Below are 13,842 nucleotides of genomic sequence, written 5' to 3'. Positions count from 1 at the left end.
GATTTTACGTTATAGAACGATCTAAATGTGTATAACCGCCATCAACAAACATATGCTGTCCTGTAATATGATTAGCTTTATTTGAAATTAAAAATATTGTCATACTTGCAATTTCTTCTTTTGTAGTCATACGGTTTCCTAAAGGTATTTTTTTTGTAATCTCTTTTCTTTTTTCTTCTGGATTTTCAAATGTGCTTAACCAACTTTTATATAAAGGCGTCATCACCTCTGCAGGTATTATGGCATTTACACAAATTTTATATTTTAATAATTCTACTGCCCATTCTCTTGTTAATGCTAATTGCGCACCTTTTGCAGCTGCATAACCAGAAGTTCCTCCTTGACCTGTTAGTGCTGTTTTAGAACTTATATTTACAATTTTCCCTTCTGTTTTTTTTAATTCTTCTAAGCAGAAGTGAGCCATATTATAATAATGATTTAAGTTATTAGAAACCGAAACATTAAACGCATCGGGTGAACCATTTTCTAAGCCAATTGAATCATTTTTGCCAGCATTATTAATTAAAGCATCTATTTTACCATATTTATTAATAGTTTCGAGAACTGCTTTTTTACAACTCTCTGTATTATGTAAATCTACTTGAATGTAATATGCCTCTTTGTTATTCTTTTTTAACTCATTTAATAGTAATAGTCCATTTTCTTGATTTCTACCTATAAAAACAGGAATTCCTCCTTCATCTGCAACAGCTCGTGTAATAGCCTTACCAATACCAGTAGTTCCACCAGTTATAATAACCACTTTATTTTTTAAACCTAAATCCATCGAAATAATTATTCTTTTAAAATATTATTTAAAGTTGTTGATTTATTTGCTTCAAGAACTATTGTTTTTTCAATATTACCATAAACCAACTTTATTGTTTTTTTAACAGGTGATTTTAATACTAATTGATCTAATCTACCATCTTTCCATGATATATCAACTAAAATATTTCCTCTAGCTTTTAAACCTTTAATGTTTCCGTTTTTCCAATTATTGGGTAATGCTGGCAATATTCTTAAAAAACCTTCATGTGATTGCAATAATGCTTCTGCTATTCCAGAAGTAAAACCAAAATTACCGTCAATTTGAAAAGGTGGGTGAATATCTAATAAATTACCATAAACCGAACGTTGTAAAAATAAATCAATATGTTCTTCAACTGCATTGACATCTAATAAACGAGCAAAAAAGTTAATTATCCATGCTCTACTCCAACCGGGGCCTGCTCCTCCATTATCTAAACGATACTGTATTGTTTTTTTAGCCGCTTCAAATAATTCTGGGTTCTTAATAGTAATATCATCTCCAGGGTGTAAAGCATATAAATGCGAAATATGCCTGTGACCTTTTTCAGGTTCTTCATAAGCCCTATCCCATTCCATTAATCTTCCATCTTGTCCTATTTTAATTCCTGAGTGTAAATTACTTCTTTTTTCTCTTATAGATTTAGTAAACGCATCTTCTATTCCTAAAATAGATGCCGATTCTAATACATTATCAAATACTTCTCGAATAATTTGATGCCCCATAGCATTTCCATAGGATACTGCTGCTGGTTTTCCATCTGCTGCTAAATAAGAATTTTCAGGAGATGTTTCTGGAACAGACACCAATGTATTATCTCTTTCATCTAACACCAACCAGTCTGCATAAAACTCTGCATAAGCTTTAATAGCAGGATAAGCTCTTTCTTTTAAGAATACTGTATCTTGTGTAAAGCGGTAATGTTCCCAATAATGCTGAGCAATCCAACCTCCTCCATGTATCCATGATCCCCAGTATGGTTTAACGGCTCGCATCCATGGTGTTCCCCACAAATCTGTAGTATGATGAGAAATTGCCCCTCTCATGCCATATTGCTCTTTAGCTAAAATTTTACTACGCTCTATTAACCTATCAGTCAAATCGAATAATGGTTTATGGCATTCACTTAAATTAGTAACATCTGCCAACCAATAATTCATTTGTAAATTAATATTTAAATGATAATCTGCATTCCATGGTGCTTGAATATCTTTATTCCAAATACCTTGTAAATTGGCTGGATTGGTATTGGGCCTTGAGCTAGAAATTAGTAGATATCGACCATAATCAAAAAGTTTTGCTGCGAAATTTATATCTTCTTTCCCTTCTTTAACTCTTTTTAAACGTTCATTTGTTGGTAAAGAATCTAACTCATGATTGCCTAAATTTATAGATGTACGATTGTATAACCTTTGATAATCTTCAATATGATTTTTTAAAATTTCTTTATAAGATGAGTTATTTACTTTTTGAAGTGTTTCTATGTTCTTCAATTTAAAATCTTGAGTATAAAAAGAGGTATTACACACAATATAAATAGTAGCATCTTTTACATTTTTTAATGATAATCCGCCTTCTATATTATTAATTGTTCCAGAATCATTTTGCACTTGCAAAACAGTTTCAAACTTAACCCCATGATCTATCTCTACTGGTTTTGAATGTACAGCACCAGCATATTGCGTTACCATACCATTCATTTTTATAGTGTTTTCATTTGGTGTAGTTACCTCAACGGTTTTATGACCGTTATCGTCTGGTCTGCTTAATTTTAAATCGTAATTTAATCCTTCTGGGTTAGTGGTGCTTATTTTTACAACCAAAACATCGTCAGCTGCAGATGAAAATATTTTTTGAGAAACATTATAAGAATCAACGTCATAATTTGATTCAACAAATGCTTCACTTAAATTCAACTTTCGAGTATAATTTTCAACTTTTTTGTCTTCAAAATTTATAAATAAATCACCCATGGTTTGGTGAGATCTTGCAACTTGCTTATACGAAAATCGTTCAACAATTAAACTATCTGCTAGATGTACTTGTCCTGTTTTTATAAGGTTTCTTATTTCAGCTAAATCTTCTGGTGTACCTTTAGAATTTCCCCATTCATCACTCCCTGGCCACATAGAATCTTCGTTAAGTTGAATGCGCTCATTAATTGGGTTACCAAAAACCATGGCTCCTAAACGACCATTTCCTATTGGTAATGCATTATCCCAATCTTCAGCTGGACTTGTATACCAAAATACTTGTTCTCTTTTAACTAATTCTTTGTCTGTGTTTTCAGTTTTACACCCAACAAAAGTTATGGTTATTAATAGTATTGCTAGTAGTTTAAAGTATGCTTTCATTTCCTAGTTTAAATATTATAAAATTCTAATGCGTTTTTACCCATAATTGCAGCTTGGTCATTTAAAGGCAAATTACTTATATACTTTTCCACTAACGTTACAATTTCATTATAATTAGCAGCCAACAAGCACACTGGCCAATCGGACCCAAACATTAATCTTTTAGAACCAAAGGTTTTAAAAACAACTTCTAAATAAGACATGAATTCATCTGCTTTCCAAGTTTTCCAGTTTGCCTCAGTAACAATACCTGATAGTTTACAGTACACATTTTTACAATTTGAAAATTTTAAAATATCTTCTGCCCATTTATCTATTTTACCTGCTTTAATTGGTGGTTTTGCTATATGATCAATAACAAATTTTTGTTCTGGAAATAGCTGAACTAATTGATAAGCTTCATTTAATTGATTAGGATAAATTAAAATATCGTAGGTTAGATTAAAATCTTTAAGTTTTGAAATGCCATTTAAGAACTCTTTTTGTAGCATAAAACCTTCTGACTCTGACTGAATAATATGTCTTACTCCTTTGAATTTTTTATGAGATGAAAATTTAATTAAAGATTGTTCTATATTATCATCTAATAAATCAACCCAACCAACAACTCCTTTTATAAAAGCATTATTTTCTGATAGTTGCAGTAAAAAATTGGTTTCTTCTTCTGATTGATCTGCTTGCACAGCAATACAACCATCAAAACTATTTTCTTTTAATAATTTCTCTAAGTTTTTAGGTAAAAAATTGTTTTGCAACACCAACATAGAATCATCAATCCAAGTATCTCGGTTTGGATTAAATTCCCAAAAATGTTGATGTGCATCAATTCTCATTTATTGGTAAGCCTTAACGTGTTGTTTTGATGTGCCTAAACCTTCTATACCTAGTTCTACAATATCGCCAGGTTTTAAATATCGTTGTGGGTCTAAGCCTAAACCAACTCCAAATGGGGTTCCTGTGGAAATTATATCTCCAGGTAAAAGTGTCATGTATTGACTAATATAACTTACCACTTCTTGTATGTTAAAAACAAAATCTGAAGTATTACTATTTTGCATTACCTCACCATTTAATTTTAACCAAAGATTTAAATTATTCGGTTTTTTTATTTCTTCTTTTGTAGCTAAAAATGGACCCAAAGGTGCAAATGTATCACAGCTTTTTCCTTTTACCCATTGTCCTTCTTTTTCTAATTGAAATTCGCGTTCACTATAATCATTATGCAATACATAGCCAGCAACATAATTTAAAGCATCTGCTTCACTTACATATGATGCTTTTTTACCAATAACAACACCTAACTCTACTTCCCAATCGGTTTTTACACTGCCTTTAGGAATAATTAAATCGTCATTTGGACCAACAATTGCAGAGGTTGCTTTAAAGAACAAAACAGGTTCTTTAGGTATTGCCATACCTGCTTCTTTGGCATGCATTGAATAGTTTAAACCTACGCATACAATTTTTGAAGGTCTTACAATTGGGCTTCCTAGTCTAGTATCGTTTGATATTACTGAACACGATAATTGGTTTGTTTCCAACCATTTTTTTAATCGCTCAATTCCATTTGTTTCAAAAAAGGTTTCGGTGTAATCTTCTCCAAAATTAGATACATCTATTCTAGTATCGTTATTTAACTGAACTCCTGGTTTTTCTTGATTTATTTTTCCAAATCTAATTAATTTCATTTTCTAGTTATTAACCATTTAATTTAATAAAACCACCGTCTATTGGAAAATCTGTTCCTGTTATAAATGAAGCTTCATCAGAACATAAATATAATGCTAAATCTGCAACTTCTTCAGGTTTTCCCATTCGTCCGATAGGTTGTGTTTTTGATAATGCCTCTATTGTTTCTTGCTCTTTTCCTGGATAGTTTTTTTTGATAAAACCTTCAACAAAAGGTGTATACACTCTTGCTGGCGAAATACTATTACATCGAATACCGTTTGTAATATAATCTTTAGCAATTGAATACGTCATAGTTAAAACTGCTCCTTTAGTCATAGAATAAGCAAAACGTTCAGCTACTGCTACAGTAGATGCAATAGATGCCATATTAATTATAACACCCGAATTTTGCTTTTTCATAAAAGGTATTACCGCTTTTATACAATTATAAACACCTTTAATATTTACTTGATATAAGTTATCTAAATCACTTTCTTCAGTATTTTCTATATTACCTACATGTGCTATTCCTGCGTTATTAATTAAAATATCTACTTCAGATGCTTTAGCAATATTATTAATAACTGTATCAACTTCTGCTTTAATAGCCACATTACATTTATGTATACTTGCTTTTAACCCTTTATCTATTAATTTGTTTACAAAAGATTGTCCATCTAAAACATTTAATTCTAATATGTGTACGTATGCGCCTTGTTCTGCAAAAGTTTGAGATATGGCTTTTCCTATACCACTAGCTCCACCAGTAACAATAGCTGTTTTATTTTTTAGACTGAACTTCATATTCTATACTTCAATAGTTGATTTTGATGACAATAAATCAGCTTCCCAAAAAGTACCACATGGGAAACTATATTCAGCTAAAGATTCTTTTTTCATTTCTATACTATAACCTGGTAATTTAGGAAGCATATATGCTCCGTCTTTTACGTTTACTGGATCAACAAAATGTTCGTGTAAATGATCAACATATTCTATAACTCTATTGTCTAAAGAACCGCTTATCGAAACATAATCTATTATAGATAAATGTTGCACATACTCACATAACCCAACACCACCAGCGTGCGGACAAACGGGTATATTGAATTTTTTTGCCATCAATAAAATAGCTAAAATTTCGTTTACTCCTCCGACTCTACAAGCATCTATTTGACAAATTCCTAACGCATTCGATTGCATGAATTGTTTAAACATGATTCTATTTTGACAATGTTCTCCAGTGGCTACATGAATTGGTTTAACAGCTTTTGCTATTTTGGCATGACCTAGAATATCGTCTGGACTAGTAGGCTCTTCAATCCACCAAGGTTTGAATTGCTCTAATCGTTTCATATTATCAATGGCTTCATCAACATCCCATTTTTGATTTGCGTCCATCATAAGCTGCAAATCATAACCAATTTCTTCTCTAATAATTTTTGCTCTTCTTACATCATCTTCAATATTGGCACCAACTTTCATTTTTATATATTTCCAGCCTTTTGCCAACGCATCTTTACATAGTCTTCTAATTTTTTCATCTGAATAACCTAACCATCCTGCAGATGTAGTATATGCTGGATATCCATTTTTTTCAAGATGACTAATGCGTTCCTGTTTTGTTGAGTCTAGCGATTTAAGCATGTTTAAAGCCTCTTCGGGTGTAATAACATCACTTATATATTTAAAATCAATACAAGAAACCAATTTTTCTGGAGACATATCTGTGATTAGTTTCCATAATGGTTTTTTTTCTGTTTTTGCATATAAATCCCAAACCGCATTAACAACTGCTCCTGTGGCTAAATGAATTATTCCTTTTTCTGGTCCTAACCATCTTAATTGACTATCTCCAGTAATCATAGTCCAAAAGGCTCCCATATTTTTAGTAAAAGAACTTAATGTTTTATTTACGATTAAATGTGACATAGATTCTATTGCCTTTACACAAACCTCGTTACCTCTTCCTATAGTAAAAGTTAAACCATGCCCCTCTAAACCTTTTTTGTTTGTTTCTAAAATAACATATGCAGCAGAATAATCTGGATCTGGATTCATAGCATCAGAACCATCTAAACTTCTACTTGTTGGAAATCTAACATCTCTTATTGAAACATTAGTTATAATTACCTCATCTATCATATTATGTTTCATACTGTTTTTATATGATTTTTTAAATATTCTGAAGGAGAATACTTTGTTATTGCTTTAAATTGTCTGTTAAAATTTGAGAGATTATTAAATCCAGACTCATAACAAATATCTGTTATGCTATATTTTTCTTCTAGTAGCAATTTGCATGAATATCCTATACGGATTTCGTTAATATATTTTGTGAAAGTTTTACGATTTACTTTTTTAAATAATCTACTAAAAGCCGAGGGATTCATGTTAGCTATTTTTGCAACTTCTTCCAATATAATTGGCTCCTTAAAATTGTTAAAAACATAAGAGTAAACTTTATCTAGTTTTTTGTTTTTAGATTTTATAATTGAGCTTGCTAGCCCTTCGTTACATAGTAAAGTATATACTTCTTCTTTTGCTAGAGCATGCAAAATTTCAATTATCTTAATTACTTTTTCAAAATCATTAAGGTTTATTAAATTTTTAATATTTGAAATGATTTTTTTATTATTTCCTGAGAATTTTATTCCTCTTCTAGATCTTTTTAAAAGTGCTTGAATGGATGCCATTTCTGGAGTGTTTAAAAAATACTCTCCCATAAAATGCTCTTTGAAATGAACTGCAATTGCCTCTGCCTCTAATGTTGAATCTTTTTCAAAATACATGTCATCATTTAACCACATATGTGGTAAATTCTTTCCTAATAAAATGACTTCGCCTTCATTAAATTTTTCAATACTATCGCCTACAAAACGAGTTCCTGTACTTTTTAAAATAACAACCAATTCTAGTTGCTCATGATAATGCCAAACTTTTAAAAAGTTTTTGTATTTATTATGATGAACAGATACAGATTTATTTTGTAAATCGCTTCTATCTAAAAAGTGTAATTTCATTAATTGTTATTATTTTTTAATCTTTCCATACAGAAACACCTCCAGATTTTACAATCTTCTCTCCTATTAAGAAATTAAAAGCTTCTGAGATTTGTAATTCATAATCATTTGATGAATAGTTAACAGCTACCCAAAAACCATCTCTCCATTGCACATAAATACCTTCTGGATAATTTTCTGTGGTTATGTTTGCTTCCTCATACACACTTTTTAGAACATCTCTTTCAAGTTGTGCATCATCAGTATCAACGCCTATATATGTTACTTTTCCTTTTCCTAATGTATTAGTAACCACGGCAGATTTACCAGCATAAAATTGATTAGTGTATGTCGCTAAAACATTTTCGGGATTGTTAGCATTTACTAAATCTGCCCAATTATTCCAGTAATACTCTTTATCATTACTCTCAATTGTTCCTTTCATATTTGGTAATAAATGATCGAAATAATCAATTTCTGCATCTATTAAAGGATATATTTTTTCTCCCCAAGCCGATTTAAATAAGTGTCCATTTCTATCCTTAACACCTGTTCTCAATGTTAGTACAAGGTTTCCTCCTTGTTCTACATATTCAGTCCATTTCTTAATTAGCTCATCATCTACAAGTTCAAAAGCAGGAACGATAACTACGTTATAATCATTAAGGTTATCATCTTCATAAATAATATCTGTAGGCGCTCCAAAAGATTTTGATATCTCTAAGTATTTCTGAACAAACGACGATGTATTCCATTGGCTTGTTTGCCCTTGTCTACCAAGGCTCCATAAATTATCATAATTCCATAATAAAGCTGTTTTTCGCTGTTTTAATTGTTTTGGCATTTTAGCTTTAGAATTGTAGGCCTCACGTAAAACTTTCATTTCACTAATGGTTTGCTTATAATCTTTTCCGCCTTGCGATAAAGTAACCCCATCTAAAGTTGTAATTCCTCCATGATATTGTTCTGCGCTATAATTTATTTGACGGTAACGATACGAACATGCAAATGATAAATTACCTCCAAAACAATGATACAACCACATGCGTAAAGCTCCCGGTTGTAATAATGGGTTAATATTCCCCCAGTTAACAAAACCAGGTTGTAATTCCATAACTCCTGAAACATGATTTGTTGGATTAAAAAAACTAAATGCAAAAGATAGTTCTTTTGGATCGCCTAAACGAAATCCATTCTCCCCTATATTAGCATTTCCTTTATTTGGATAAGAAGTAAACGCACTAAAATCTAAATGTTTAGTTCTTCTTGGATCTGCTGTAGGTATGGTAGCAACGTAGTTAGTTGTTATATATTGATTATCTGAAATTAATGAACGTAATATTTCGGCTTGAAAATCTAAGAATTCTGCTTGCATATCGGCAGAATACCTTTTTAAATCTAATTGTGAATGTGGATTAATTCCCCACCAACCAACAAGTTTTGCATTTGGAATTTTAATTTCATCAAAATTACTATAGGTCTGATTCCAAAAAGCGTTTCCCCATGCATAATTTAGTTCTGTAATGGTTTTATACTTCTTTTTCAACCAATTTTGAAAAGCCTTTTGTGATGACGGACTAAAGTCTGTTTTTGCCCAAGGTTCATTATCTATTTGCCAACCAATTACCGCTGGGTTTTTACCATAACGTTCACCTAACTGGGTAACCATTTTTTTAACTAAACTTCTCCAATTTTGGTTACTTAAAGATTGTTGATCTCTTGTGCCATGTTCTTGCCTTTGATAATCGGCATTCATCAAATAAATATCTGGGTAATTAATTCCTGCCCAAACTGGAACTATAGATGATGGTGTCCCTAAAATAACTTTTAAATCGTGTTTAGTTGCTAGATTTATAATTTCATCTAGCCATTCAAAATTATAAACGCCTTCTTCAGGTTCCATTTTTACCCAAGCAAACTCTGCTAAATGGATAAACTCAAAACCAATTTCAGCAATATTTTTAATATCTCGTTCCCATTCACTTTTATCCCAATGTTCTGGATAATAGTAAATACCAATTGACATTAAATCTTCTTTTGGAAAGTATTTTGAAGCCTCTTGGGCTAATATACTATTTGGTATAAATAAAAAAGAAAATATTATAAATAGTGTTTTTTTCATCTGTTTAAAGTCATTTTAAAAGCTTCTTGTTATGATAAGAATCAAACAAGAAGCTTTAAGAACTAACTCAAATTAGTGCTATTAATCTCTATAATTAGTTTAAACCTTCTAATAAAGCGTTTAAAGCTTGTGTATCAAAAACTGTATTGTTGCTTCTATCAAATAAACCAGATCCATTATTTCCTAGTCCGCCTGCATCCCAGTAAAAAGGTAATAAACCTTTTTCTTTAGCTTTTGCCACAACAGATTTTAAATAATAAGCTCTAGAATCTAAATGCAACTGTAAATTATCTCCTGTAAGTGTTGTACGTCTTATTGCCGCAAATTCTCCTAAAACAACAGGGATACCATTATCTACAAATTGAGTTTTCATTAATTCGAAAAAGTTGTCTAAATCCGTTTCTTCTCCCCAAGTAGAATTACGACTTGTATCTGTTAACGAATGGTACCCTTCTCCCCAGTAATAAAACATATTACCCCATCCTGCATCTTCTTCCATTAAGGCAAATTGATATGGTGTATAATAATGTACTTCTGCCATCATTCTATCTGCTACAGTATCTGTTGGTAATGTTGTCATTAAATCGTTTGTTTTTTCAATATCTGTAGATGGTCCTTGAACTACTAATGTTCGATAAGAATTTTTACCACCTGTAGCTCTTACAGCATCAATAAAGGTTTGATGAAAACTATTTAAAACTGCCATTTGTTCTGCATCCTCAACATTAGGTTCGTTGGCACTTGCAAATAATAAATGCTCATCAAAATCACGTAAATGAGTTGCTATTTGCTCCCAATAGGCTTTTTGTTTAGCATTTACCTGTACTTTACTAGCTTCATTAATATTATTTTCAAGCCATCCACCGTCCCAGTGAATATTTAATACCACATACATATCATTATCTACACAATACTGTACAACTTCCTTAACTCTATTTAACCAACTCTCCTTAATTTTTGCGTTTACAACATCTTCTAAATTTTGATCCCAAGAACATGGTATTCTAATGGCATCAAAACCACTAGCTTTTACAAAATCAATGAGCGCTTTTGTAACTAATGGGTTTCCCCAAGCTGTTTCGCCTCCTGTTGCTTCTAAACTATTACCAATATTCCATCCTAACGAAATTTTTGCAGCAATTTCGGTTGCTGTACTGCTCATGCCTGTATTGTCTGGTCCTATTGGGTTAATATTATAATCGGGATATATTCCATTAGCAGAATTTACTCCAGCCTGTGAAACATCAATTTTCACAGCATTAATACCATTTGCATTAACAGTTATTATTGATGAACGTTCAGCTATACTTGTGTTTTCTGAAACCGTTACTTTAACTGTTGTTGTACCTGATGATCCTGAAGTTTGACTCAATGTTATCCAACTAGTTCCTGAACTACTAATAACCCAAGTATCAATATTTGTTGTAATGGTTACATCAAAATCACTAGCATTACTTTCAAAATCTATATTTGTTGTGCTAGCTGTAAGCGTTTTTTCTACTTCTTCAACTTCCTCTTCTTTCTCATCGCTAGGATTACTATCGCTGCTACAAGACCATGATGCTATCACAATAAAAAAGGTGAAAAGACTAATTATTAATTTTGAATTTAAATTTTTCATGATTTTTTATCTATTATTTAATATCAATTAAAACTTCTGATTGAATATTTCTTGAAGAATTTCCAATTTTAAGCTTGTAAGCACCCGTTTCTACCACCCATGCTTTTTTATCTACATTGTAATAGGCTAATTCTTTTACTGGTAAATTAATAGTTACATTTTCAGTAGCTCCATTGTTAACTAGAACCTTTTTAAACCCTTTTAATTCTTGTGCTGGTCTTTCTATTGAAGAATCTGATTTTGAAACATATAATTGTGCAACCTCTTTACCATCAATACCACCTGCATTTTTTACATTAAATGTAACTTCGATGGTTTCATTTTCTGTATAAGTTTCTTTATCAGTTTTTACATTTGAAATTTCAAAATTTGTATACGACAATCCGTAACCAAATGGGTAAAGTGGTTCTATATTTTTAGTATCAAACCAACGGTAACCAACTAGTAAACCCTCTTTATACTCAACAATCTCATCACCTGGAAAACTGTTAGTGGCATGTGCTGGAGAATCGCTTAATTTTTTAGGCATTGTCCAAGGTAATTTACCTGACGGGTTTACATTACCTAATAAAACATCTGCCAAGGCATTTCCTCCTTCAGAACCATTAAACCAACTCCAAACCAATGTAGAAGTTTGTTCTTTTACTTTATTTAAATCAAAAGGAGCTCCACCAATCATAACCACAACAATGTTAGGATTTACAACTTTTACTTTTTCTATTAATTCTTCTTGTCCGAATGGTAATGATAAATCTAATCTATCTGAAGCCTCTGTTTCATAATCACGATTAGAACCAGCTAAAATGATAACCAAGTCAGAGTCTTTAGCAGCTGTTAAGGCTTCTTGTAATTTAGTTTCATCTAATTCTTTTACACCTATTGGACCGTTATGAGAGATATTTTCTTTTTGGTCGTTGTTGTTTTCAATATATCTTTCTAAATAACCTTCTGCATAGTTAATTTTAATACCATCTGGTAATCTGTTTTGTAATCCTTCTAAAGGCGTAATTTCTCTTTTGGTTTTAACTCCGGCACCAAAACCGCCTAATGCATTTTTCTTTGTTGCATTGTTTCCAATAACCGCGATAGATTTTACATCTTCTAGCTTCAATGGTAATACATCATCATCATTTTCTAACAACACAATAGATTCGACAGCTATATTATAGGATTCCTTATAGTGCTCTTCTGTTGCAATACTTCCTGTTTCTCTATCAACACCATCAATTGCTTTTACTTGAAATAACACGCCTAAAACACGCTTAACGTGCTTGTTTATTTCTTCTTCAGAAATCTCTCCAGCTTTTACGGCTGCAATTAATTTATCTGCTAAAAAGAATTCATTGAATGGTTTTGGCGTTCCCATTTCAATATCCAATCCGTTAACTAAAGATTTTACTGTTGTATGCACTGCAGCCCAATCTGAAACAACAACACCTTGAAAGCCCCATTCATCTCTTAAAATTTTATTTAACATTAAATCATTTTCGCATAAATAATCGCCTCTAAATTTATTGTAAGCTCCCATTAAACTATAAGCGTTTGCTTCTGTAACAGCTGCTTTATAAGCTGGTAAATAAATTTCTCTTAATGTGCGCTCATCAACCAAAACATCTACTGTACCTCTATTTGTTTCCTGATTATTTACAGCATAATGCTTCACACAGGTCATCACATCGTTATCCTGAACTCCAACAATAAATGGAACCGATAGCTTTTTATTTAGAAAAGGATCTTCTGTAAAATACTCATATGTTCTTCCTCCAAGTGGCGTACGAATGATATTGATTGCTGGTGACAACAACATGTCTTTACCTCGGGCACGTGCTTCTTGCCCAACACTATTACCAAAAACATACGACAATTCTGGTTCCCAAGTTGCCGCAACTGCACCTGCAGCTGGATAATAGGTTGCAAAATCGTTATTCCAACCAGCTGGTGCCCAACTTGTTCTTGAAATTTCTTCTCTAATTCCTAATGGACCATCTGCCATTTTTAATTCAGGAACTCCTAAACGCTCTACTCCACCAGTAGCAAACATACTATTCCCATGTAGCATTCCAATCTTTTCTTCTAAAGTCATTTTTGATATTAGCGAATCAATCTTTGATTCAAACTTTGAAACATCAAATACTTTTGGAGTGTATTCCTTTTGATTAGAAGCTGTTACTTTATCTGTTTTTTCTTCCTTACAGGAAATAACTACAAGAGCGCAAAGCACAATTAAAGTAAATCTATAATGTATTCTCATATGCATGTTT

General features: G+C 31.8%; 10 protein-coding genes. All 10 read right to left on the bottom strand.

Going from position 1 to position 13,842, the window contains the following annotated elements:
• Positions 1–4 precede the first annotated feature (4 nt).
• The 10 genes from MBM09_RS08965 to MBM09_RS08920 all read right to left on the bottom strand — a co-directional run bounded on the left by MBM09_RS08965 (position 5) and on the right by MBM09_RS08920 (position 13,832).
• Positions 5–787 carry an SDR family oxidoreductase gene (locus MBM09_RS08965; protein WP_238673365.1) on the bottom strand — a complete coding sequence of 261 codons (783 nt, stop codon included), beginning with the start codon at positions 785–787 and terminating at the stop codon, positions 5–7.
• A gap of 8 nt (positions 788–795) precedes the next feature.
• Positions 796–3,165: a glycoside hydrolase N-terminal domain-containing protein gene (locus MBM09_RS08960; protein ID WP_238673364.1), complete on the bottom strand. Its 2,370-nt coding sequence runs from the start codon at positions 3,163–3,165 to the stop codon at positions 796–798.
• Between the two features lie 8 nt (positions 3,166–3,173).
• Positions 3,174–3,998, bottom strand: a complete 825-nt coding sequence (locus MBM09_RS08955) for an amidohydrolase (RefSeq protein WP_238673363.1) — start codon at positions 3,996–3,998, stop codon at positions 3,174–3,176.
• Positions 3,999–4,853, bottom strand: coding sequence for a fumarylacetoacetate hydrolase family protein (locus MBM09_RS08950; RefSeq protein ID WP_238673362.1), 855 nt, complete (start codon positions 4,851–4,853; stop codon positions 3,999–4,001).
• A gap of 10 nt (positions 4,854–4,863) precedes the next feature.
• A complete protein-coding gene (locus MBM09_RS08945; RefSeq protein WP_238673361.1) occupies positions 4,864–5,640 on the bottom strand; it encodes an SDR family NAD(P)-dependent oxidoreductase in 777 nt (258 codons plus the stop codon).
• 3 nt (positions 5,641–5,643) lie between these two features.
• Positions 5,644–6,993, bottom strand: coding sequence for an L-fuconate dehydratase (locus MBM09_RS08940; RefSeq protein ID WP_238673360.1), 1,350 nt, complete (start codon positions 6,991–6,993; stop codon positions 5,644–5,646).
• Positions 6,990–7,859 carry an AraC family transcriptional regulator gene (locus tag MBM09_RS08935; protein ID WP_238673359.1) on the bottom strand — a complete coding sequence of 290 codons (870 nt, stop codon included), beginning with the start codon at positions 7,857–7,859 and terminating at the stop codon, positions 6,990–6,992. Before MBM09_RS08935 ends, MBM09_RS08940 begins: the two co-directional genes overlap by 4 nt.
• A 16-nt stretch (positions 7,860–7,875) precedes the next feature.
• Positions 7,876–9,960: a beta-galactosidase gene (locus tag MBM09_RS08930; RefSeq protein ID WP_238673358.1), complete on the bottom strand. Its 2,085-nt coding sequence runs from the start codon at positions 9,958–9,960 to the stop codon at positions 7,876–7,878.
• A 94-nt stretch (positions 9,961–10,054) separates the two neighbouring features.
• Positions 10,055–11,581, bottom strand: a complete 1,527-nt coding sequence (locus MBM09_RS08925; protein ID WP_238673357.1) for a cellulase family glycosylhydrolase — start codon at positions 11,579–11,581, stop codon at positions 10,055–10,057.
• Between the two features lie 13 nt (positions 11,582–11,594).
• Positions 11,595–13,832 (bottom strand): glycoside hydrolase family 3 C-terminal domain-containing protein, encoded by a 2,238-nt coding sequence (locus MBM09_RS08920; RefSeq protein WP_238673356.1) that lies wholly within the window; start codon positions 13,830–13,832, stop codon positions 11,595–11,597.
• Positions 13,833–13,842: the final 10 nt, after the last annotated feature.

The organism is Flaviramulus sp. BrNp1-15 (assembly GCF_022259695.1).
Classification (GTDB): domain Bacteria; phylum Bacteroidota; class Bacteroidia; order Flavobacteriales; family Flavobacteriaceae; genus BrNp1-15.
The sequence above is the reverse complement of the archived record's forward strand: the minus strand, read 5'-3'. Positions and strand labels throughout refer to the sequence as shown.